A 22,739-nucleotide genomic window follows, 5' to 3' on the forward strand; every position below is an offset into this window, starting at 1 on the left:
TTCCTGGTTCAGCGCCAGCTCTTTTTATCGCCGTGGTTTTGCTGGGGGCACCGGGGCGTCCCTCCCTGGGCGGAAGGCAGAAACCGTCGGGTCACCTTTCAGCCAGAATCGCCAAGGATAAGCAGGCCCTCCTGCGACTCCGGCCACCCCGACACGAGGTCCTCTGGCAATATCACTGTCTGCCACTCGGCTTTGGACAATGTGAAATGGCTCAACCAGCAAATCCAAGCCGTCATGCGATTCACGGGTAATACCCAAAGCCGCCGCGAGATTGCCAGGTCCGCGGGCCAACTGCGCATCCTTGACGTAATTCGATGCAGGGCTCGGACTCTGCTTGGCATATCTTCGTTCCCGAGCCAGGTCGATCCCCTGGACAATCTCTCCTGAACGTATCAAAACACCGGAAGCCGCGTGTTCCTGCGAGCACACCAGATTCAACGCGAAGTGCATACCATAGCTGAAATACACATAGGCGTGGCCCGGTGGCAGGAACATCGAGGCGTTGCGGGCAGTTTTTCGATCCTTGGAATGGCTGCCCGGATCGTAGGGGCCGGTGGACCCGACCCCCAAATAGGCTTCGGTTTCCGTGATCCGCAGGCTTACCAGTCCCTGGGGAGAATTGACACTGAGAATCGAGCCCAGCAGGCGAGGGGCCACGCTGAGCGCATCAGGCATGAAGAAAGATCGGTCCACGACCCCAGTATGCCAGCGCGTCCACTTCCAGGCTTTCTTTCGCCCTGCATTCACACGGATACCGGCCATTCGTGAAGGCTTTGAAACATGCCGGAAACCGGTTCGAGAAGTAAACGTTACCCCGAAGCGCTCTTGGATACATTCCTGAAATGCGGCAGCGAGCGAACCGAAACATGGCTAGCGAAGAATAGTCTCAACACCGGGCCAAAGGACACCGCAAACCTGCAGCAGGGCCCGACTCGCCACCGATAAACCAAACACCTTGAGGGGAAGTGATCCAGATGGAGTTGGACGTAGCCAGCTTATGGATCCTGATAGCAGCCGCACTTGTACTGATGATGACGCCGGCACTGGGACTTTTTTATGGCGGCATGACGCGCGCTACCGGTGTCGTCAACATGATGCTGATGAGCTTCTCCGCCGCAGCAATCACCGCAGTGGTTTGGGTGCTATGGGGGTACTCGTTCTCCGCCGGCGAGCCAACCATCGCTGGAATCATCGGAAATCCAATCAGCGATTTCGCCATGCACAATACCGAACAGGCTGACCTGCTTTCGGCAGGATTCGCTGGCACCTTCGCCATGATTTCGGTGGCCATCATCTCCGGCGCCATCGCCGACCGCGCACGCTTCGCCCCATGGCTGTTCTTCATCCCGCTGTGGGTCACCCTGGTCTACGCGCCGGTCGCCTTCTGGGTATGGGGCGGCGGCCTGCTGTCCGCAGATGGCTTCCTCGGCAAGGTCTTCGGCGAAGCCATCGACTTCGCCGGTGGTGCTGTGGTCCACACCAACGCCGGTATCGCGGCCCTGGTTCTCGCGCTCAAGCTCGGCCAGCGCCACAACTTCCACGATCGCCCGCAGCCGCACAACACTCCGCTGGTCATGCTTGGCGCAGGACTCCTGTGGTTCGGCTGGTTCGGCTTCAACGCTGGTGCGGCCACCACCATTGAGCAAGCTGGCTTGATCTGGATCAATACTTTCGCAGCACCAGGTGCCGCAGTTCTCGGCTGGATCCTCGTTGAAAAACTGCGTGGCGAGCGTGCAAGCTCGGTAGGCGTAGCATCCGGTCTCGTTGCAGGCCTGGTAGCAATCACCCCTTCGTGTGCAGACGTAGCCCCATGGGCAGCACTGCTGCTGGGAGTCTTGGCTGGTGCCGGTGCAGCCTGGGCAGTGAACCTGAAGTGGAAGCTCGGCTACGACGACTCGCTTGACGTGGTTGGCGTTCACCTTGTCGCCGGCATCATCGGCACCCTCTTCCTTGGATTCTTTGCACTGCCTAACGAGGAAAGCGCAGGCGGCCTGTTCTACGGCGGCGGTCTCGCACAGCTCTTCGCACAGTTCATGACGCTTCTTGTGGTTCTAGTCTTCTCCGCCGGCATGACGTGGATTATCGCCACGGTCATCGGCAAGTTCAGCCCATGGCGTGTATCGGCCGATATTGAAATCGCCGGTATCGACGAGGCTGAGCACAACGAGGCCGGATACCAGCTGGCATCCAAGTAAAGGGGTGGGAGCTGAAAAATAACAAATACATCATCAAGGGGTAGGACACGATTTCGGTGTCCAGGAGGCCGCCGGTGGGCCATGCAGCCACCGGCGGTTTCCGCTTTTAAGCGGCGTATCCAGGGGCAGATGTGTAAACCTTGGGAATCGCTGGAACGGCTGGAGACCGCGAGCCGATGGCCTCTAGCGTGGAGAATATCCAGCCAGATTTCCCGAGAAGCCAGGAGAACGCCATGGCCAATGAGCCGAAGCATCCAACTGACCAAGGGCAGCAGCCGGAAACGGTGCCGGGCCGGGACAGCGATATCCTGACCACATCGCAAGGCGCGCCGGTCAGCGATACCGACCATTCCCTGAAGACCGGTGAACGCGGTCCGACCTTGCTGCAAGACCACCACCTGCGCGAAAAGATCATGCACTTCGACCATGAACGCATTCCAGAACGCGTGGTCCATGCCCGCGGTGCCGGTGCCCATGGCTTCTTCACCAGCTATGGCAACGCCGAGGAGCTGACCCGTGCCGACTTCTTGAAACCCGGGCGCACCACCCGCGTTTTCGTGCGGTTCTCCACTGTGGTTGGCTCCCGCGGTTCCATGGATACCGCCCGCGATACCCGCGGCTTCGCCACGAAGTTCTACACGGACGAGGGGATCTTCGACCTGGTGGGGAATAACATGCCGGTGTTCTTCATCCAAGACGGAATCAAATTCCCCGACCTGGTGCACGCTGCCAAGCCGCATCCCGATCGGGAAATCCCGCAGGCGCAATCGGCCCACGATACCTTCTGGGATTTCGTCTCGCTGCATACCCCGGCGCAGGCGCATGTGATGTGGCAAATGAGCGACCGGGCGATCCCGCGCTCCTACCGGATGATGGAAGGCTTTGGCGTGCACACCTTCCGCATGGTCAACGCGCTGGGCAAGTCTTCTCTGGTGAAGTTCCATTGGAAGCCAAAGCTCGGCGTTCATTCGCTGGTTTGGGAGGAATCGCAGTTGGCCGGCGGTGCAGATCCGGATTTCCACCGCCGCGATCTGGCCGAAGCGATTGATGCTGGCGCTTTGCCCGAATGGGAACTGGGTGTGCAGATCTTCGAGGATGACGGCACCTCGAGCTTTGAGGGGATCGACCTGCTGGATCCTACGAAGTTCGTCCCCGAGGAACTGGCTCCAGTCCAGCCGCTTGGCAAGATGGTGCTCGACCGCAATCCGGAGAACTACTTCGCGCAGACCGAGCAGGTCGCCTTCCATCCCGGGCACCTGGTGCCGGGCATCGACATCACCGATGATCCTTTGCTGCAGGCACGGCTCTTCTCCTACCTGGACACCCAGCTCACCCGACTCGGCGGCCCGAACTTCGCGCAGATCCCTGTCAACCAGCCGCAGGCATCGGTCAACGACATGTTCCGGGATGGGCTGCACCAGCACCGGGTGCCCGAGGGAATAGCTCCCTATAAGCCGAATTCGCTGGATGGCGGCTGTCCGTACATTGCGCAGCTCGGATCCGGGCAGCTGCCGCCCCTGGAGTTCCCGCAGCCAATCGATGCCGGCAGGAAAGAACGCTGTGAACCGGCCAGCTTCTCGGATCACTACAGCCAGGCCCGCTTGTTCTACCTCAGCCTTTCGGGCGTTGAGCGGGCGCACGTGCAGCAGTCCTACACCTTCGAGCTGGGCAAATGCACCGATGTCCAGGTGCGCCAGCGGCAGGTGGATTGCCTGGCTAACATCGACACCGGGCTGGCCGCTGGCGTGGCGAGGGCTCTGGGCCTGCCGGCACCGGCGGCACAGGAGCTTGGCGAACCCGAGCGAAGCCCCGCGCTATCCCAGATCGGCAGGAGCTGGCCGGTGGATGGGCGAAAGATCGGGGTCGTGTTCGACCGAGAAAACTACGATGATGTGCTGGCCATCCGATCGGCGCTGCGCGAGCGCGGCATGGCCCCAATGCTGGTTTCGGCCAGGGGCGGAGAAATCGCTGGAGGAGTGGCAATTGACCGGACCTACCTGACAGCTCGGTCCATTGAATTCGACGCGCTGGTGCTGGTCGGGACGCTGCCTCCGGCCCCGGATGCCGAGGCGCCGCTGGATGCCAAGGCCGGGGATGCCGGCAACGATGGGGATCTTGTCGATCCGCGGGCGGGCTTGCTGATCAACGAGGCCTACCGCCATTGCAAGGCCATCATCTGCCTGCCTGGACAGTCCTCTGGCCTGCTCCGTTCCGTGGGCCTGCCAGATGAGGCTCCGGGAGTCAGCGTGGTCGAGGTCTCCGCGGTGGCCGACAGTGCCGCGCGGCTGCTATCCACGCATCGTGCGTGGGAACGGTTCCCGGCTGCGCGCTAGGCGCCGGTGTTCAGCCGGGACAATTGATAACTTGCTTGCCCCGGGCATCCGGTTTCTGCCTATGGCCGGCCAAGGCGCAGTCTTGCGCGATAGGCGCCGATAGTCGGGAACCGGGTTGCTGCAGCCAGCAAGCCACCATCGAGGAATCCTGGATGTGCCGGCTAGGGCCATTCAACCGCTGAACTACCGCGCATCGGTCGTGCTGTCCTGCAGGATGGGAACAGGGGATAGCGCCCGTGAAAACTCGCTGAACACAAAGTTGCGTCCCATGGAAATCATTCCATGGGACGCAACTGGGTCAGCGAATCTTAGGAGAGATCATCCTTGATGTCCTTGGCAGCATCCTTGACATGTTCCCCAGCCTGCTTGGCCTTGGCTGCGGCTTGGTCCTTGGCGCCTTCGGCCTGCAGACGCTCGTTGTCGGTGGCATCTCCCAAGGCTTCCTTGGCCTTTCCAGATGCTTCCTGGGCCTTGTTCTTGATCTTGTCTCCAATACCCATGGTTCCTGCTTTCTGAATTGATCTGATACTGACAATTTGAACTATAGAACGGACTTCGCCACGGGTTATTTTGGCTGGACGATTGCTGAGTGGTTGCATGGCGCAGCATATGAATCTCGTCCCGGATTTGGCGTGGTGTCCCGTCAACGCAGTGGAACCTGCAGTCGGAGCATCTGTGTTGCCGTGAGGATCCCGTGTGGCGCGCACATGGCTGGAATTGGCCGAAGCGCTCTGCCCTGCCTCGGGGCAGGCAGCCGTGGCCTAGCCCAGCTCCGGGCGGGCAATCATGCGTAATTTTTGCCACGTAGCAGTAACGCAACCAGGAAGCAACCGCGGTTGCGACCAGGGGCAGAAAATTTGATTCCAACCACCGATGGTTGCTGCTTATGCTGGTCCAATTCCTGATCCCAGCAGGGAAACAGGCTGGTGGTAGAGCCAGCGCATGACAGGGCAAGCAGGTCGAGACGAACCCCAGCGCGCCGATTACGCTTCCTGCCAGGCCGCATTTCACCGGTCCATCAGCGGCTGTGCCCATCGCCATCATGATGTTCTTGCGGGGCAAAGCGATCGGCCCAGGTCTCGTCGCTCAATGCCACGAGCTGCTTGATCTGCGAATCGGCCCGGCGCGAAAGGTCCTGAAGCAGTCCCCGATCCAGGCGCTGCTCGTGAGGGAGCATGAGCAGCAGCGTCTGCCACATGCGCAGCTTGGCATTGAGCAATCCGGTGAGAACATCCAGTTGGACCTGTGCAGCGGCCTGCGTGTGCTGCCGCAAGGGGTTGAAGGGGTTGGCCTTCCCGGCAAGCCGGGCCACAGGAGCCAGGAGTTTTCCGATTGGGCGCGGGCTGCAGCCGAGCGTGGCCATGATCTTCTTCAGGTCCTCTTGGTCCGCCTGCACTTGCTGGTGCAGGGATTCAAATCGTTCTTCGAAGGCAGTTCCGGCCCAAGTGCCGTGCGCAGCCTTGAAATGATCAAGCCCGGATTCGGAGCCCAGCAGATGCCGGTCGAGGTAGCGATGCAAAGTGTCCTGGTCGATCGTCGATGGCGCCATGGCTTCGATTCTCCAATTGTTTCGGGAATTCCTGGTTCGCTTCGAAACCCTAGGGCACCGCCGCCACGCAACCAATCCGCGTCTACGGATCTGCAGGTGGCGTCCAGCTAGCAACGGTGGCCCTGCCTGGGCCTGTTGTTCTTCGCAGCTAAGCAGTTAAACGGGCCAGCTTGCCCAGGCTTCCGGACTTATCCCTCGTGCACAGCGGATACCTGCAGAGCTTGGAAACCAAGAGTTGGTTTCGCGGAGGTTTTTAATAGTCAAGACGAACTATGGTCATTGCATGCTTCTGGGACTATCCTGAGAGCCTGTTGTTGATTTGCGGTTTTGGGGGACTGGCAAGTTATGAAGCGACGTCATCACGATTTGGATATTTCTGTGCCTTTAGAGGCGCCGACAACCACTCATGGATTTGCATATTTTGCTTTGGGGATCGCAGCGGTTGTGGGACTGAGCAGCGCGACGGCGCCACCGCCAGCTCGCGTGGCCTCCAGCGACTTGGCCATTGAGCAAACCTCCATCGCACCGCCGGGCCTCTTGCTGGTGACTGCACCTGAGTCGCAGAAGCCACTGCTCGGCGCGGTCGGCACACTCAGCTCGGCTATCAAGAGCGCAGCGATTGGGCAGGCCAACTCCCGATTAGCCACCGGTGGCATCCGCCCGCAAGCTTTAGACAACCAGCCCGCTGCGGCAGCGCAGGCGCAACCGGCTTATCGGGTAGCCGCAAGCAATGCGCTGATCAGGCCAAACCTGTTGTCTTTCCAGCTAATGCGTCCTGTGTCTACGAGCATGATTTCCAGCCCCTTCGGATGGCGCGGAAATCCGACGGGTCCTGGCCGGCAAATCCACATCGGCCAGGACTATCCCATAGCTTGCGGCTCACCGGTGAGAGCTAGCGAGGACGGTATTGTTGCGGTCGCCTCATGGGCTGGCCATTCAGGAAATCGCGTCACCATCGACCACGGCAATCGGATCCAGACCGGATACAGCCACAATTCCCTGATCCTCGTTGGTGTAGGGCAAAGGGTAAGCCAAGGCCAAGTCATTGCCTTGGCGGGCACCACCGGCAATTCCACTGGCTGTCACGTCCACTTCGAGGTCATCGTCGATGGCCAGTGGCAGGACCCGAGCAAATATCTGGCCATGGGCCCAGGGCAATTCGCTTCGATGTTTCTCCCGGATGCTCCGGCGGTGGCGGCCAGCCGATTCCTTGCCGGCCAAAGTCCCCAGCGTCCACCAGCTCGCATCTCGCATGCTGCAGTGCAGCACCCCGCAAAAGCACCGTTGCACGAAGCCAAGCACGCAGCAAAGAAGCCGGTTCGCGCCCAAGGTTCATCGAGCTCGAAGCCCGCGGCATCGCCAGCCTCGAAGCACCGGACGGACAAGACGAAAACTACGGCTCCAAAGGTTCGTCAGCCACAGCGCACGGCGCCAACCAAGCAGGCCGAGAAGCCACGCCCGATAAGCACGCCGCCAGCAACGCCCACACGGCCTGTGGCACCGAGCGCTTCGCCGTCGCCGACGGAGCACGCACAGACAATTACACCGGTGCCCACGCCAAAACCGAGCACGGCCAAGCCCACCGCATCTCCGAGCCTTGTCGCGACATCCAGCCCGAGTGCCACGCCAACCGCTGCGGCAAGTGCAAAGCCTTCGCTGACTCCAGAGCCGACGCAAGAATCCAAGCCGAGCATTGCGCCATCGCCATCGCAGTCGGTGCAGCCATCATCATCGCCTGAATCGCCGAAGCCCGTACCGAGCACATCGCCCAGCGTGCCGCCCACCGAGGCCAGCCAGGCGCCAATCGCTGATTCCCAGCCAACCGAAGGACCAGCAGGGGAGCCTTCGCCTGATCCAACAGCCACATTGGAAGTGATCCTCAAAGTTCCGGAAAAGGCGCCAACAGGAATCTTGCCTAAGGCCGAGCCATCACATGAGGACCCAGCCAAGAAAACGCCGCCGGCAACCAAGTTGACCGCTGGGAAAATAATTGAATCCGAGGCACCGGCCCGCCCTGTTGCGCCGGAAGCCAAGCCTGCCACGAAGCCCGTGAAGAATAAGCCTGCTCAAGCGGCCACCGCCGCGCCGGCAAAGAAGCCAATGGCCAAGGCGGCTGCCTCCTCATCCAAGGCGCCAATTGACGAGGCCAAGGCTTCAGTCGCCAAGTCCACGGTGCAGGTCGCTAAGGCCAAGGTGCCGGCTGCTAAGGCCAAGGCTCCAATTGCCCAGGCCAAAGCCCCGGCGGCTAAGGCCAAGGCTACTGTTGCCAAGCCCAAGGCTCCTATTGCCAAGGCCAAGGTGCCGGTAGTGAAGGCCGCTCCAGCTCCGATCCCGCCTAAGAAGCCTGCAGCAGCTGTACCGCCGGTCAAGCAGGCCGCTAGCAAGGCCCCGCCGAAGCCAGCCTCCGGAGAACCGCGCAGTACAGCCGTGGCCACCAAGCCAGCAGTGAGCGCTCCGTAGCAACCGCCAGCTGCGCGCCCGTCGCCCAGGACACCCCTTGGCTACGGGCACGCACCGCGAGGTGATATGGAACTGGTTAGATCGTGCCGTGATTCTTGATATTCTTATAAGTCGAGTCCTGTGCGTTTTTGACGCGCACCACAAGACCTATCGAAAGAAGTGCCCGGCACGTGTTTAATTCACTTTCCGATCGCCTGACAGCAACCTTCAAGAACCTGCGCGGCAAGGGCCGCCTGACTGAAGCAGACATCGACGGTACAGTCCGCGAAATCCGCCGTGCCCTGCTCGACGCTGACGTTGCCGTCTCGGTGGTCCGCGCCTTCGTGGCCCAGGTGAAAGAACGCGCACTGGGTGCCGAGGTTTCCGAGTCCCTGAACCCGGGCCAGCAGGTCGTCAAGATTGTCAATGAGGAGCTTGTTGGAATCCTCGGTGGCGAAACCCGCCGCCTGAACCTGGCCAAGAACCCTCCAACGGTGATCATGCTCGCCGGTTTGCAGGGTGCCGGCAAGACCACCTTGGCCGGAAAGCTGGCCAAGCACCTGAAGTCCGAGGGCCACACCCCGATGCTGGTGGCCTGCGACCTGCAGCGCCCCAATGCTGTCAAGCAGCTGCAGATCAACGGTGAGCGTGCTGGCGTTCCGGTCTACGCACCGCACCCGGGCGTCTCCTCGGAGTTCGACACCCCAACCGGCGACCCGGTCGCCGTTGCCCGCGACGGCATCGCCGAAGCCAAGTCCAAGCTGCACGACGTGGTGATTGTCGATACCGCCGGCCGCCTGGGCGTGGACACCGAGATGATGGCCCAGGCCGCGAATATCCGCGCCGCCATCAACCCGGACGAAGTGCTCTTTGTCATCGATGCCATGATCGGCCAGGACGCGGTCAACACCGCCCAGGCCTTCCATGAGGGCGTTGACTTCACCGGCGTGGTGCTCTCCAAGCTCGATGGCGATGCCCGCGGTGGCGCCGCCCTGTCGGTAGCCTCGGTGACCGGCAAGCCGGTCATGTTCGCCTCCACCGGCGAAAACCTGGACGACTTCGAGATCTTCCACCCGGACCGCATGGCTTCGCGCATCCTGGACATGGGCGACGTCATGACGCTCATCGAGCAGGCCGAGAAGAACTGGGACAAAGACGAAGCCGAGCGGATGGCGAAGAAGTTCGCCGACCAGGAAGACTTCACCCTGGACGACTTCCTCGCCCAGATGGCCCAGATCAAGAAGATGGGCTCGATGAAGAAGCTGCTGGGCATGATGCCCGGCGCGCAGATTTCCCGCCAGCAGCTAGAGCAGTTCGACGAGCGCCAGATCGACCGCGTGGAAGCCATCGTCCGCTCGATGACCCCGCATGAGCGTGTCGCGCCGAAGATCATCAACGGCTCGCGCCGCGCGCGTATCGCCAAGGGTTCGGGCGTCTCGGTCTCCGAGGTCAACCAGATGCTTGAGCGCTTCACCGAAGCGCAGAAGATGATGAAGAAGATGGCCGCCGGCGGCGGCATCCCGGGCATGCCAGGTGCAGGCAAGGGCGCTGCCCGCAAGGCGAAGGCCAAGGCCAAGGGCAAGGGCAAGAAGCAGCAGAAGTTCGGAAACCCGGCCAAGGCCGCACAGGCCGAGCTGGAGGCCAAGAACAAGAAGTCTTCGGCACCAGCCGGGGCCTCCTTCGGACAGGGCGCCAACCAGGACTTCGATCCATCGAGCCTGAACTTGCCAGCCGGCTTCGAAAAGTACCTTGGCAACAAATAGTCACGAGTCCTTGCAGGGCGGCGACCAGGAGCAAACGCTGGTCGCCGCCCTGACTCTTATCTTCGAAGAACCGAACGCCGGGCAGGCCGAAGCCAAGGTCCGGGAGCTGCTGGCCGCCCGTGAGGTTATCTCTGTGGTCTCCATCCCAGTGCCCTGGAATGGACTGTCCATTATCGAGATCAGCATCGCGGTAAATCCCGAAGGCCTGTTGTTTTTGGCCAACGCGGGAGGCAGCCTGAGGCTGGGCCAGCAGGTCGAGGATTTCGCGCTGGCGTTGAAGCTGGGCACCGGTGCGCTATATGTCGACCAGGACGACGTCGAGGTGCAAAGCGGGGAACCCATCGACGATCCGCGGCTCGAGGCCATGCCTTCGGGGCGGACCCTGGTCATCGGCGCGCTGAACGAGCCGGACATGGGCGTGTGGGCGTCCGCGAGCAGAACCAGCTGGCAGCTTCTGCCGCCGGGGCCCGGGGCCGCAGCAGTGGCCGTGCACGAGGGCTTTTTGGTGGGCGGGGTTATTTCGTCGAGCCAGCATCCGGCGATTATGCTCAGCCGCACCGGAGCCCGATTCACCGCGAGCTTCTGGTTCCGCAAGCAGGCGGTTAAGCTCGGCGGGCTTCCAGCCTGGGTTCATATCTGGCCAGTCGCAGCCAGCCCCGCTTTCTGGCCGGCGGAGCAAAGTCCCGCCAGAAGGGAATTGGACTGGTTGATAGCCAACCAGGACAGCATCGATGAGCAGGAGCTTGATGAGCTCGCTGGGCTATCGGTGGGCGCCCAAGAGATCGAAAGGCTTAAGCAGGTGCTGGCCGGCACCGGCAGCCTGGAATCGGTGCAGCGGGTGCTGGAAGCCTTTGGGCATGAACCAGCGCTGGCCCGCTACCTGGAGGATGCAGTTCTTCCCGAGAACGCGCGGCAGGTCGAGCCGGTGGGCATGGCCAAGGCCGTGGTCCGAGCCATGATTGCCGAATTCAGAAAGATCAATGCCCGGCCGCGGTGGTACAACGCTTCGTCGTGGAAGCCTGTGGCGCAGCTGGCGCTGGGCCTTGCGGAGGCATTGGTGTTCTCGCTGATGCTGGCAGGAACCAATTGGCAAGAGCCTTGGATGCCGCCTTGGGCCATCGTGCTGCTACTGGTGCTTGGCTATGCGGACGCCGCCGGGAATACCGCCTTCGGAGCGCTGCGCTGGTTCCGCACCCGTCGCCGACGCTACCGCTAGCGTTGGCCCGTACGTTCTCTTCCAAGTGGGTACCGGTTACCGCCTATGATTGACATATTGCCATCTTCAATTGACCAAAGGGGCTACTCTTCGTGGATTCAACCGAGTTCAACTACCTCAACCTAGAGTTCATTTTCATGGGCGATAAGCCAGATGCCGCCGAAGTCGTGCGCACCGCATTGGCCGACCGCCGATTGCTGGGATTCGTTGGGGGAGCCGTCGAGCGAGAGAACTCCACCGAGGTACTCGCCGAGGTCGCAACTGTCAGCGAAGCCCGGGATGCGGTGCTCTACCGCATCGATGCCAAGGGCAAATTGCGCGAAGGTTCCCGGGTCACCAAGCTGGTGCACGAATTGAAGAACTCGACCGAGGCCGACTACGTGCTGGTCGACGGCGACGAGATCGACGGACCAACCCCCGATGATGACATTCTCGGGGATCTCGGGGCCACCAATGAGCTGCTTCACGGGGCAACGCTGAAGGCCTCGGAACTGGTGCTCGCCGCCGGCTTCGACGATAACCAGATCACCGTATGGAACACCGATTCCGGACTCATGGCAATGCCTGCCCAGCCGGTCTTCTCGCCTGGAATCGCTCGCTCCAACCGCCCATTCCTGTCGCTGGCCCGCACCGGCAATGTCATCATGGCCACCGTTGAAGCCAAGCGCCCTCGGCGCGAGCTCTATGGCCCGTCGTTGATGATGGTTCTGGATCTGGAACGCCAGGTCATTCTTGAGCCCGAGACGGATTCTCCGGCCGCGCAGCGCCTGAAGGAACTTGATGGGCTGCTCTTGGGCATCGATGACGAGACCGTGCAACTGCTGGATGAACTGGTCTCTGACCCAATAGCACGAGACGAGGCTTTGGGCCTGCTGCAGGGCCCGGTTGATTTGGCGGGCATGAAGCGCTTTGTCGCCTTGCTGGGCTTCGATCCGCGGAGCGTTGACTATCTGACCGGCCGCCCGATTCCGGAAGACCGCCGTGTCATTTCCACCGGCGGACCTTTCCGGAGCTTGCGCGCCGCCTTGAGCGAGCAGGAACGCGAAGCCACCGGGCTCAAGCGGGTGCTCTTCCGTGCCGGGTGGAACCCGCAGGCCTTGATCGGCTCCGGCGCTTTCGTCTTGGCCTCTGGGCTGGGCGTTCATGCAGTATTGGCCAAGAGCGAGAAGTTCGCATGGCTTCCCAAGCCAGCCCGCCAGCTGCTGATGTTCGCTTGGTACGCTGACGGAGCGTTCTATCTGGGCAAGGGAATTGTTGATGCCGCGAAGGCCAAACGAGATTTCTGAGCCATAACTGGCAGATCTTCATAGGGCACCGGCGGGGAGCAGCTCAATCGCGCTGTCCCCGCCGGTGCCCTAGTGCATTGAATGCACCCAAGCATCGCAAGCTGCGATATTTCAGTCCTGGAAGTCGGTATCGCGGAATTCATTGGGCGGGACTTTGCCGGCCGCATGCTGCTCTTCTTCGGCCAGGCGCAATTCAACCCGGCGGATCTTCCCGGATATGGTCTTGGGCAGATCCGAGAACTCCAAGCGGCGAATCCGCTTGTACGGGGCCAAATGCTCACGGCAGAACCCGAGGATATCTTTCGCGGTGGCGGCACTGGGCTCATAGCCGGAAGCCAGAATGACAAAGGCCTTGGGCACCGAAAGCTTCAGCGGATCCGGTGAAGGGACAACAGCAACTTCGGCCACGGCGGGATGCTCCAAAACCACGGACTCCAGTTCAAAAGGACTGAGCTTGTAATCGCTGGATTTGAAGACATCGTCAGCCCGCCCGATGTAGGTCAGGATCCCTTCCTCATCGCGTTCGGCAATATCCCCGGTGTGGTAGAGCCCGTCGCGCATTGCCTCGTCGGTCTTCGCCTGATCATCAAAATAGCCCTTCATCAGGCCCACCGGACGTGGATCCAAGCGCAGGCAGATTTCGCCAACCTCGGCCAGCTGGCCGGTAGTTGGATTGCGCAGTTCGACATCATATCCAGGCATCGGGCGGCCCATGGCACCCACCTTGAGCGACTCCCCGGGTGAATTGGCGATTTGCACGGTGGTTTCGGTCTGCCCATAGCCGTCGCGGATCACCTGGCCCCACGCATTGCGCACCTGGTCGATGACTTCGGCATTCAGCGGTTCGCCAGCCGAAACCAATTTGCGCGGAGGGCTTTTCAGTATGGCAAGATCCGCCTGGATCAAATAGCGCCAGACCGTCGGCGGCGCGCAGAAGCTCGTAACGTTTTCCTTCTGCATCTGGCCCATCAGCGCCACCGGGTCGAAGCGGTCATAGTTGAAGACAAAGACGGTGGCCTCGGCGATCCACGGGCCAAAGAAATTCGACCAGGCGTGCTTGCCCCAGCCGGGTGAGGCAACGTTCAAATGAACGTCGCCGGGTTCCAGCCCTATCCAGAACATGGTTGCCAGATGGCCTACCGGATACGAGGAATGGGTGTGCTGCACGAGCTTGGGCTGGGAGGTGGTTCCGGAGGTGAAATACAGCAGCAAGTTCTCGTCGGCACGAGTTGGTGTATCCAGCGAGAACTCGATGGGTGCGTGATGCGAATCCTCGAAATGCAATGTTCCAGTCTCGGGGACGCCGCCCACCTGCACGATGGTGCGGGACCCTGGAACTGCGTGGAGCTTTTCCAGCTGGCCATCTCCGGCGATAACCCATGACGCGTTGCCGCGTTCGAACCGGTCGGCGAGATCCTCGCTGGTGGCCTGGGTGGTGGTAGGGATGATCACGGCACCCAGCTTCATGCCGGCCAGCATCGTTTCCCACAGCGCCACCTCGTTGCCGAGCATCACAATGATCGCCTCGCCGCGCCGCAGCCCGTGATCGCTCAGCCAGCGGGCCACCTGGGTGGAACGCGCGGAGAGCTCGGACCAGCTATACCGGGCTGTGCTGCCATCTGGTTCAGCCAGGATCAGCGCCGGTTCGCTGGCGCGCTGCGGATCCTGCGCGATGGCGTCGAACCAGTCGTAGGCGAAGTTGAAGTCGGTGAACTCTGGCCAGGCGAACTCAGTCCGGGCCCTGCGGTAGTCATCGCGGGCGTCCAAAAGCAGGTCGCGTGCGGCTCGGAACTTCTCGGTATTGCTCATCGCAGTCCTTTGCGTCGGGGCGACATCGCCAGCAGCCGTCATTGTTCGTTGCCACCCAATATACGGTAGCGACCAGCAGGACGAAGCGCCGCCTGACCGTGTGCATGAGGCGAGATCCAGATGCCTGGTTTTCCCTTGATGCCACCCTGATCAATCCAGCAGTGAGGCCCTTGATGCGCAGTGGGAGAAAGAATTGGACGGTAATGGCTGTGATGGTCTAGCGTCTGAAATATGCCAAAGGAACAAGGTCCCGCCAAGAAACAGAATCCGCTTCTTGTGCTGGGAAAAATCAGCGCCATCCTTGATTCCTTTTCCTTGCGCCAGCCGGTTCTGACCCTCTCTGATTTGCGCGAGGCCACCTCCATGCCGGCCTCCACAGTCCAGCGGCTGGTGGCCAACCTGGTGGAGCAGGGCTTCTTGGACCGCGAGGGGGATGGGTATCGCATTGGTATGAAGATGGCGTACTGGGCTGCCCCTGCCACGCGCGGCAAGGAAGTGCTCGACGTGATCAGCCCGCTGCTCGCAGAACTCCGGGATAGCACCGGGGAAACGGCCTGCCTTTTCCGTGCCGAAGCGGTGTACCGGGTCTGCGTTGGCATCGCCGAAACCCGCCACGTCCTGCGCCGGGAAATGCACCTGGGGGAGCTGGCACCGCTGCATGCCGGCTCTGCCGGGCGTGTGCTGCTGGCCTGGAAACCGGAGCTGATGCAGCGACTGGTTGAGGGCTCGCTGGAGTCCCTGACCTCCTCGACGATTACCGGCCTTGACGACTTGCAGGCGGCTGTAGAGGCGACCCGCGCTGATGGTTTTGCCATCACCATCGGAGAGCGTGAAAGCGGCGCCTCCGGCTTGTCGGCACCGGTTTTCGACTCGGCGGCCCGATTGGTGGCGGCCGTGACCATTAGCGGGCCGACCCTGCGCATGCCGCAAGCGGTCTGCGAGAGCTGGGTTGAGCCCTTGCTGGAAACGGCCGAGCGGATGACCCGTTTGATTGGCGGGCGTTTCCCCGGGGAAACCCACCGCCCCGCATAGCGGCGAGGCGATGGGCTGATCGTTCGCGGTTCCTAGGACCGGGCGCTGTCCATGGCGCTGGGCTCCGAAGCGATGACCCATTCGAAGGCCTTGGCCTTGGACCGGGCTCCCTGGGCCGACTTCGACCGGTTTGGCTCGCCCAGCTGGGCCAGCAGCGATTCGGAAAGCTGCACCAGTTCGCCAAAGCGTTCCGGGGTCAGCCACTGGGGACGGGTAGCGAAGAGGATATCCTCGCTCGACGTATTGCCGCTGGCCCCTGGCGCGAAGGGGCATCCGCCCAATCCGCCCAACGCGCCGTCCACCACATCAGCCCCGGCCGCGATGGCAGCCAAGGTATTGGCCACTCCCAGTCCCCAGGTGTCGTGGCCGTGGAAGACGATGCGCCGCTGCGGCGAATTTGCGCGCACATTGCTGATCAGCGAGGCCACCTGGGCGGGGACCGCCTGGCCCAAGGTGTCGCAGATGACGATGTCGCAGGTTCCTTCGGCCCGGGGGTCATTGGCGATCTCCAGCACCCGCGACTCGGGAACCTGGCCGTCAAAGGGGCAGGTGAATGAGGTGGCCAGGCAGAGCTGGATTCTGCCGTTGACTGCCTGCGCGTACCTGATGGCCTCGGGCAGGGCCTCCAGGCTTGCTTCTGTGCTGCGCGAGATGTTGGCCTGGTTATGCGCGTCGGACACCGAAAGGCAGTACTGGAAGTTGGTGATTCCGGCCTGCGCCGCCTTGGCGACATGTCCGGGCGTGGCCACCCAGATCCAGCAGTGGGCCAGTTCCTCCGCGGTCAGCGCCTCGGCCACGGCCAGGGTATTGGCCATTGGAGGCACCAGGTCGGCGCGGGCCATCGAGCCCAGCTCGATTTCCTTGACGCCCAGGCGCAGCAGTTCCCGGACGGTCGCGATTTTCTGCTCGGTGTCCAGCAGCTTTCCGGTCAGCTGCAGGCCGTCGCGCAAGGTGACATCGCGCAGGGTCGCTGCCGGGGAGAAGGAGTAGCTCATGCTTGGCTCGTTTCGCTGTTGGTGGCGTTGATGATTTCTTCCGGGCTATAGCCCAGCAGGGTGCCCAGGATTTCGCCTGTATGCTCGCCCAGGTCCGGGCCGAGGCTGCGGATGGGCAGGGAAGCGGATCCCATCACCGGCACTATTCCGGGGAATCCAACCTCGGGCAGGATTTCCTCGCCGGTGGATACGCTGAAGTTCTGGATCATGTTGCGGGCCTGGTACTGCGGCTCATTCACAATGTCCGCGGCGGTGTAGATGGGACCGGCCGGCACTCCGGCGGCGTCGAGGATTTCCAATGCCGCCGTGGAGTCCAAGGTGCTGCTCCATGCGCCGATGGCCTCATCGAGCATTTCGCGTTGTTCCCACCGCTGGGCGTTGGATTTCAAGGATTCATCGCTGGCCAGGTCGGGGCGTCCGATGGCTTCCATGTACCGGCGGTAGATTCCGTCGCCATTTCCGGCCACGACGATGCTCGCTCCGTCGGCACAGAGATAGGCGTTGGAGGGAGCGATGCCTTCCATGCGCCCGCCGGTGCGGGTGCGCGATTCACCATAGGCGCCCTGGTCGGGGATGAGCGATTCCATCATGGAGAACATGGCCTCGTGCAATGCCACGTCGATGATTCGGTGATCCAGTGGCAGCGGCTGGGTTGTGGTGCTCTTGCGGTCGCGTTCAAAGAGCGCCATCACTGCCCCGAAGGCGGCATAGAGTCCGGCAATGGAGTCTCCGATGGATACGCCCACGCGCACCGGCGCCCGGTCCGGGTCGCCGACCAGGTTGCGGAATCCGCTGAAGGCCTCGGCGACCGCGGCAAAGCCGGGGCGTTCGGCCAGCGGGCCGGTTTGCCCGAAGGCGGAGATCCGGGTGATCACCAGATTCGGGTTGGCGGCGCTGAGCTGCTCGGGGCCCAGGCCCCATTTTTCCAGGGTGCCGGGCCGGAAATTCTCCAGCAATACGTCGCATTCACGCACCAGGTCGAGCACGGCGGCCCGTCCGGCATCGCTGCGCAGATCAAGCACCACCGATTTCTTGTTCCGGTTAATGGTGCGGTAGAGCATCGACACGCTGCCCTTTTTCAGCCTCCAGTTGCGCAGTTCGTCGCCGGTTTCGGGGCGTTCGACCTTGATGACTTCGGCACCGAAGTCCGCCAGCAGGCGCCCTGCGGTGGGTGCGGCAATGTAGTTGCCCAGTTCCAGAACGCGGATGCCTTCTAGCGGGGCGATAGCCGGGGTGTTGGCCTCTAAGCGGCTCATGGATAGCTCCTTGGATCTGCTGGCTGGAATTAGATAAAGATGCTCATGACCAGGACAAGTCCCAGTGCGATCACCGATGCGACGGAGACGCCGACGGTCACGGATTTCAGGGCGCCCCGGACGGTTTGGCCCAGCAGGGATTGCAGGAGCCAGAAGGTGTTGGAGGTGACGTGGATCATGAACAGCGAGCCTGCTCCGGCGGCCAGCGCGATGAGCACCGGATCCAATCCCAGGGCCGGTGCGATCGGGGCGAGCATGCCTGCGGCGGTGATGGCCGAGAGGGTGACCGAGCCTACCGCGATGTGCAGAACCGCGGCGATGACCCAGACGACGACCAGGGGAGCGACGGCGCTGGCGCTGAAGAATCCGCCGAGGATATCGCCCAGGCCGGCGGCGGCCACGGTGGCAGCCAGTGAACCGCCCGCACCGGTGAGCAGCAGGATCTGGCCGCTTTCCTTGAAACCGGTGGTGATGGCTTCCTCGACGCCCTTCTGGCCGATGGCGCCGCGTCCCACAATGGTGGTGCCGATCAGGCCGATGAGCAGCGCGACCACCGGGTTGCCGACCAGTTCAAGCACGTCATTGTGGATCTTCGCAATTTCGGTCACCGCGCCGATGGCGATCAGCAGCAGCGACAGCAGCAGTGGCGCAAAAAGCAGCAGCAGCGAGGTTTCCTTCTTGCGCTCCTGGCCCACCGCGAGCTTCACGGCGCTGGCCTGTTCGTCCTCGTTGGCGAAGGGAGTCCGGGCAATCTGCCCGGGGCCAGTTGGGTTGGCCTGCGGGAAGTCGTCTTCTTCGAAGACACGCTGTTCGTCGCGTTCGGGCTTCCAGAACCCGCGGCGGAAGATGAAGGACATCACCATGGTGGCCAGCAGGACCGTGGGCACTACCAGCAGCAGCCCGCAGATCAGCATGGTGCCCAGCGGCACGCCGAGCACGCCGGCCACGGCCAGCGAGCCGACGCCGGGAACCATGAAGATGATGCCGCACTCCAGCGAGATGGCCATTGCGGTGGCCAGGCGGGCGGTGCCCATGGGGCCGATCTTTGGCGCCATGCGCCGTGCCAGCGGGGCGGAAATCACCAGCAGCACGTCGACAAAGATCGACTGCAGCACGGTGCTCATGGCTACCGCCATGGAATACGGCAGGTATTTCGGGCCAAAGACGCTGAGCAGTTTTTCAACTAGGCGCCGGATGGCTCCGGCCTGGTTCAGGATCGACCCCATGAGCACGCCGAAGGCGATGAGCAGGCCGACTTCCACCATGATGTCGCCGAAGCCCTGGGTGATGGTTTCGATGGTTTTGGTGATTCCCAGCTGGGTGCTCAGCCCCAGATACAGGGAGCCGAGAATCAAGCCGATAACGGGATTGACCTTGAATTTCACGATCAGCAGCACCGTGGCGAGCACGGCCACGGCGGTGTTTATCAGAATCGCTGTATCTGACATGGGGTTCCGATCTTCATTGAATACGGGGGCAAAGTGAGCTGGGTCACGAATCTCTGATTCATAGTATGGGTCGTAACTCACAATGTAAACTTCGTGTCGTGCTCGAGTCACAAGTCCTTTGGGGCTTGTTCCTTAAAAGGAAACGGGTCCCGCAGCCTATGGCTGCGGGACCCGCCGGGACGCGGAATTTCCGAGGCTAGGATTTCAGCGAAGGGAAATCGGTGTCCTTGTATTCGGTGCCGGCCGGATCGCCACCCTGGAAGCGGCGCTCCTCGGCCTGGCGCAGTTCCACGCGGCGAATCTTGCCCGAGATGGTCTTGGGCAGCTGGGCGAACTCGATGCGCCGCACCCGCTTGAAGGCCGACAGGTGCTCGCGGCAGTGCGCGAGGATCGACTCGGCAAGTTCGGGACCGGGCTGCGCGCTGCTGGTTGGAACAATGTAGGCCTTCGGCACGCTCAAGCGCAGTTCATCCGGCGCCGGGACAACTGCCGCCTCGGCGACCCCGGGGTGCTCGATCAGCACCGACTCCAGCTCGAATGGGCTGATCTTGTAGTCGCTGGATTTGAAGACGTCGTCCGCGCGCCCGACATAGGTCAGCACCCCTCGCACATCCCGTTCGGCGATATCGCCGGTGTGATAGACGCCGTCGCTGAACACCTCGGCAGTCTTCTCCGGGTTTTCGAAATACCCCTTCATCAGCCCCAGTGGGCGCGGTTCGGTCACCAGGCAGATTTCGCCCACGTCGCCAACTTCGCCCGTGGCCGGGTCGCGCAGGATGATGCTGTAGCCGGGCATTGCGCGGCCCATGGCGCCGATGGTGATTCGCTCGCCCGGAGGATTGGCGATCTGCACCGTGGTTTCGGTTTGGCCAAAGCCATCGCGGATGACCTGTCCCCAGGACTTGTGCACCTGGTCGATGACTTCCGCATTCAGCGGTTCGCCGGCCGAAACCAGTTTTTGCGGCGCCGTCTTCAAGGCGCCCAGATCCGCCTGGATCAGCAGGCGCCATACAGTTGGCGGCGCGCAGAAGCTGGTGACCTTTTCGGTATCCATCTGATTCATCAGCGCGATCGGGTCAAAGCGGTCATAGTTATAGAGGAAAACGGTCGCCTCGGCGATCCATGGCGCAAACAGGTTGGACCACGCATGTTTTGCCCAGCCGGGCGAGGCGACATTCAGGTGAACATCCCCAGGTTCCAGCCCGATCCAGAACATGGTGCTCAAATGGCCCACCGGGTAGGACGTATGGGTGTGCTCAACCAGCTTGGCCTTGGAGGTGGTGCCAGAGGTGAAGTAGCGCAAGAGGGTTTCATTGGCGCGCGTGGGGGAACCGAGCTGGAAACTGGCCTCGGCCTGGTGGGACTGGGCGAAGTCGAGATTTCCTTCTGGGACGCTGCCGCCGATCTGGATCAGCGTGTAGTGCCCGGGCACGGTGTCGAACTTCTGGATCTCGGCCTCATTGGTGATCACCCATTGGATGTGCCCGCGATCGATCCGGTCGGCCAGATCCGTGGGCGTCAGCTGCGTGGTGCACGGGATCAGGATGGCGCCGAGCTTGATTCCGGCGAGCATCGACTCCCAGAGCTCAACCTGGTTGCCGAGCATGATGGCAATGGAATCCGAGCGGTTCACGCCCTGGTCGGCGAGCCAGCGGGCCAATTGGGTGGAGCGCTCGGAGAGCTCGGACCAGGTGCGCCTGATTGAGCTGCCGTCTCGTTCGGTGATGATCAGCGCCGGCGTATCCGCCCGCTGCGGATCCTTGGCAACCTGGTCGAACCAGTCAAAGCCGAAATTGAACTCGCTGAACTGAGGCCAGCGGAACTCGGCCCGCGCCTGTTCGTAATCGTTGCGCAATTCCAGAAGTCGATCGCGGGCAGCTCTGAATTCATCGGTAACGCTCACAACTAACCTTCTGTTCCTGGGAAGATCTTCGCCTTGGTGCCTCGATATCGCAAGGATGTGAGGCGGGTCACCTAATAATCTACTTTGAAGTCCTAGTAAAAGAAAGCGTTGGCGGCGTGGGCAGTGCAGTTGAGTTGAGCCTGGCGTCTTCGTCATCGCAAGCAGTCGTTCTGTCGAAAATCTTCCAGTGCTCGGCGCATTGGAACGGATTCACGCACTGCTACTGCCGTGCGTGAATCCGTTCTGAAAGCAAAGCGACCTCTATGCTATTGCTTTCAATTGCTGCTAGCCACAGGGCTTCCAAGTTTTACCGCCAGGGGCGTAGCATCGAGGCCCGTTGTAGTTTTCAGGCACCGACTGTTTCCTGGGGGATTGAACATTTGGAGCTTTGGGTTTCGGTGCTACGTATTTTGGCCTGTTGTACTTGGGCGCTGTTGTCTTCGGGCGCTGAGCTGCTTTTTGTCGCGTTTCCCTTTGCTCGGCTTCCCGTGCTTCAGCAGCTCGTTGTTCCGCCTCGCGCTTGGCTATTTCTTTAGCTTTGCGCGATTCATCCGCTTCGCGTTTCGCCTTTTCTTCGGCCGCCTTGCGTTGTTCCTCTTTGGCAATGAGGTCGTCAAGGCGTTCCCTGTGCTTGTTTGCAAGCCGTTGAGTTTTGTCGGTATTTTCACGTACTTCGGCAGCCGAGTTTTTGAATTTAGTAGCCAGTAGCGCGGCTGTCACAGGATGACTCTCAGGTGTTATCAATTCCAACGCTTTGTTGACGGCGACGCCGGCTGCGCCCGCTAATGCTGCCTCTTCGGCGAAGGATTCGGCTTCCTCTATGGTCGACGCCGATGCGTTGGGTACTTGGTTCATTGTTTCCAAAGCCTCAGTCACTTGAGCCGGGATGGTGCATGCGATCTGGGCACTGAAGAGTCCGCTGGCATTGCGTTCGGCGGAGCGTTGGGCGTCAAGGATTTCTTGGTAGAACCACGTGTTTGGCTCGAATTTTACGGCAATTCCCATTCCTGCTGCTGCGATTGCCCGGTTGATGAATTCGTCATCTTTGTAGACTGCAGCCAGAGTTCTTCCGTAACGATCTTCTCGCTCGACATCGTATTTCAAATCAACTTTGTCGCCAGCGTGAAGCAAGGATTCTAGGTGTTCTGAGGCTTCTGGGCCCATGCATTCGACTGGCTTGTTTGGGTCGACCGTTTCCGGCGTATCGATATTCAATAGCCGCACTCGCGTTTCTTTTCCGGCAATGCTCATGTCCACCGTATCGCCGTCGACTACTCGCGTCACGGTTCCGTGAGCGTCAGAGTTGCGAGTGCTAGCGTAAACGACAGTGCCTGTCGCCAGTGTGCCGGCGAGAATTGCTGATGTCCAGACAGCTGTTTTGTTCATTATTGAGTGGATCCTTGAAGCGCAAGTGATGATTCCCCAATAATTTGATTGAGAAATCTAGTGACTTTCTTAGAATATACGCATTCATTGCAATTTCAAGTTGCTCGCTTATTAGCATTTTATCTCTAT

Annotated in this window: 17 protein-coding genes and 1 pseudogene; 8 read left to right on the top strand and 10 right to left on the bottom strand. The window is 61.4% G+C overall.

Annotation, left to right across the window (positions count from 1 at the left end):
- Positions 1-24: 24 nt before the first annotated feature.
- Positions 25-693: a DNA-3-methyladenine glycosylase gene (locus tag AC6CHO_RS03845; RefSeq protein ID WP_498213796.1), complete on the bottom strand. Its 669-nt coding sequence runs from the start codon at positions 691-693 to the stop codon at positions 25-27.
- A gap of 281 nt (positions 694-974) precedes the next feature.
- Here AC6CHO_RS03845 and AC6CHO_RS03850 point away from each other — a divergent pair, with 281 nt between their 5' ends.
- Together AC6CHO_RS03850 and AC6CHO_RS03855 are read left to right on the top strand one after the other, a co-directional pair.
- Entirely contained in the window at positions 975-2,195 is a 1,221-nt protein-coding gene (locus AC6CHO_RS03850; protein WP_498213797.1) for an ammonium transporter, read from the top strand.
- A 176-nt stretch (positions 2,196-2,371) separates the two neighbouring features.
- Positions 2,372-4,528, top strand: a complete 2,157-nt coding sequence (locus AC6CHO_RS03855) for a catalase (RefSeq protein WP_498213798.1) — start codon at positions 2,372-2,374, stop codon at positions 4,526-4,528.
- 308 nt (positions 4,529-4,836) lie between these two features.
- Here AC6CHO_RS03855 and AC6CHO_RS03860 read toward each other — a convergent pair whose 3' ends face one another.
- Together AC6CHO_RS03860 and AC6CHO_RS03865 are read right to left on the bottom strand one after the other, a co-directional pair.
- On the bottom strand, positions 4,837-5,028 hold the full coding sequence (locus AC6CHO_RS03860) for a CsbD family protein (protein WP_060701468.1): 192 nt from the start codon (positions 5,026-5,028) through the stop codon (positions 4,837-4,839).
- 518 nt (positions 5,029-5,546) lie between these two features.
- The gene (locus AC6CHO_RS03865) at positions 5,547-6,077 is read right to left on the bottom strand and encodes a hypothetical protein (RefSeq protein WP_498213799.1); all 531 of its coding nucleotides are present in this window, start codon (positions 6,075-6,077) and stop codon (positions 5,547-5,549) included.
- A gap of 789 nt (positions 6,078-6,866) precedes the next feature.
- Between AC6CHO_RS03865 and AC6CHO_RS03870 the strand changes: the two are divergent.
- Positions 6,867-7,145: pseudogene (locus AC6CHO_RS03870) on the top strand (M23 family metallopeptidase); the annotation flags it as partial.
- Between the two features lie 344 nt (positions 7,146-7,489).
- Here AC6CHO_RS03870 and AC6CHO_RS03875 read toward each other — a convergent pair.
- The gene (locus tag AC6CHO_RS03875) at positions 7,490-7,942 is read right to left on the bottom strand and encodes a hypothetical protein (RefSeq protein ID WP_498214139.1); all 453 of its coding nucleotides are present in this window, start codon (positions 7,940-7,942) and stop codon (positions 7,490-7,492) included.
- A 46-nt stretch (positions 7,943-7,988) separates the two neighbouring features.
- On the opposite strand from AC6CHO_RS03875, the gene AC6CHO_RS03880 reads away from it, so the two are divergent.
- The 4 genes from AC6CHO_RS03880 (at position 7,989) to AC6CHO_RS03895 (ending at position 12,781) form a co-directional block, all read left to right on the top strand.
- A complete protein-coding gene (locus AC6CHO_RS03880) occupies positions 7,989-8,537 on the top strand; it encodes a hypothetical protein (RefSeq protein WP_498214140.1) in 549 nt (182 codons plus the stop codon).
- Between the two features lie 170 nt (positions 8,538-8,707).
- The gene (gene ffh, locus AC6CHO_RS03885) at positions 8,708-10,279 is read left to right on the top strand and encodes a signal recognition particle protein (protein WP_498213800.1); all 1,572 of its coding nucleotides are present in this window, start codon (positions 8,708-8,710) and stop codon (positions 10,277-10,279) included.
- Complete coding sequence (locus AC6CHO_RS03890) at positions 10,266-11,495, top strand: hypothetical protein (protein ID WP_498213801.1); 1,230 nt, start codon at positions 10,266-10,268, stop codon at positions 11,493-11,495. Before ffh ends, AC6CHO_RS03890 begins: the two co-directional genes overlap by 14 nt.
- 92 nt (positions 11,496-11,587) lie before the next feature.
- A complete protein-coding gene (locus AC6CHO_RS03895; protein WP_498213802.1) occupies positions 11,588-12,781 on the top strand; it encodes a hypothetical protein in 1,194 nt (397 codons plus the stop codon).
- A 111-nt stretch (positions 12,782-12,892) separates the two neighbouring features.
- Here the strand turns inward: AC6CHO_RS03895 and AC6CHO_RS03900 are convergent, their stop codons facing one another.
- On the bottom strand, positions 12,893-14,590 hold the full coding sequence (locus tag AC6CHO_RS03900) for an AMP-binding protein (RefSeq protein ID WP_498213803.1): 1,698 nt from the start codon (positions 14,588-14,590) through the stop codon (positions 12,893-12,895).
- Between the two features lie 231 nt (positions 14,591-14,821).
- Between AC6CHO_RS03900 and AC6CHO_RS03905 the strand changes: the two genes are divergently transcribed.
- On the top strand, positions 14,822-15,622 hold the full coding sequence (locus AC6CHO_RS03905) for an IclR family transcriptional regulator (RefSeq protein ID WP_498213804.1): 801 nt from the start codon (positions 14,822-14,824) through the stop codon (positions 15,620-15,622).
- A 32-nt stretch (positions 15,623-15,654) separates the two neighbouring features.
- Here AC6CHO_RS03905 and AC6CHO_RS03910 read toward each other — a convergent pair whose 3' ends face one another.
- From AC6CHO_RS03910 to AC6CHO_RS03930, 5 genes are all read right to left on the bottom strand, one after another.
- Entirely contained in the window at positions 15,655-16,617 is a 963-nt protein-coding gene (locus AC6CHO_RS03910) for a hydroxymethylglutaryl-CoA lyase-like TIM-barrel protein (protein ID WP_498213805.1), read from the bottom strand.
- Positions 16,614-17,873 (bottom strand): CaiB/BaiF CoA transferase family protein, encoded by a 1,260-nt coding sequence (locus tag AC6CHO_RS03915; protein ID WP_498213806.1) that lies wholly within the window; start codon positions 17,871-17,873, stop codon positions 16,614-16,616. Before AC6CHO_RS03915 ends, AC6CHO_RS03910 begins: the two co-directional genes overlap by 4 nt.
- A 29-nt stretch (positions 17,874-17,902) precedes the next feature.
- Entirely contained in the window at positions 17,903-19,321 is a 1,419-nt protein-coding gene (locus AC6CHO_RS03920; protein WP_498213807.1) for a GntP family permease, read from the bottom strand.
- Between the two features lie 196 nt (positions 19,322-19,517).
- Entirely contained in the window at positions 19,518-21,224 is a 1,707-nt protein-coding gene (locus AC6CHO_RS03925) for an AMP-binding protein (RefSeq protein WP_498213808.1), read from the bottom strand.
- Between the two features lie 285 nt (positions 21,225-21,509).
- Positions 21,510-22,610, bottom strand: a complete 1,101-nt coding sequence (locus tag AC6CHO_RS03930; RefSeq protein ID WP_498213809.1) for a thermonuclease family protein — start codon at positions 22,608-22,610, stop codon at positions 21,510-21,512.
- Positions 22,611-22,739: the final 129 nt, after the last annotated feature.

It is taken from the genome of Glutamicibacter sp. GQ173 (genome assembly GCF_059759215.1).

Coding starts and splice junctions, on each gene's coding strand:
- AC6CHO_RS03850 (WP_498213797.1), top strand. CDS start 975: ATGGAGTTGGACGTAGCCAGCTTATGGATCCTGATAGCAGCCGCACTT.
- AC6CHO_RS03855 (WP_498213798.1), top strand. CDS start 2,372: ATGGCCTCTAGCGTGGAGAATATCCAGCCAGATTTCCCGAGAAGCCAG.
- AC6CHO_RS03860 (WP_060701468.1), bottom strand. CDS start 5,028: ATGGGTATTGGAGACAAGATCAAGAACAAGGCCCAGGAAGCATCTGGA.
- AC6CHO_RS03865 (WP_498213799.1), bottom strand. CDS start 6,077: ATGGCGCCATCGACGATCGACCAGGACACTTTGCATCGCTACCTCGAC.
- AC6CHO_RS03900 (WP_498213803.1), bottom strand. CDS start 14,590: ATGAGCAATACCGAGAAGTTCCGAGCCGCACGCGACCTGCTTTTGGAC.
- AC6CHO_RS03905 (WP_498213804.1), top strand. CDS start 14,822: ATGCCAAAGGAACAAGGTCCCGCCAAGAAACAGAATCCGCTTCTTGTG.
- AC6CHO_RS03910 (WP_498213805.1), bottom strand. CDS start 16,617: ATGAGCTACTCCTTCTCCCCGGCAGCGACCCTGCGCGATGTCACCTTG.
- AC6CHO_RS03915 (WP_498213806.1), bottom strand. CDS start 17,873: ATGAGCCGCTTAGAGGCCAACACCCCGGCTATCGCCCCGCTAGAAGGC.
- AC6CHO_RS03920 (WP_498213807.1), bottom strand. CDS start 19,321: ATGTCAGATACAGCGATTCTGATAAACACCGCCGTGGCCGTGCTCGCC.
- AC6CHO_RS03930 (WP_498213809.1), bottom strand. CDS start 22,610: ATGAACAAAACAGCTGTCTGGACATCAGCAATTCTCGCCGGCACACTG.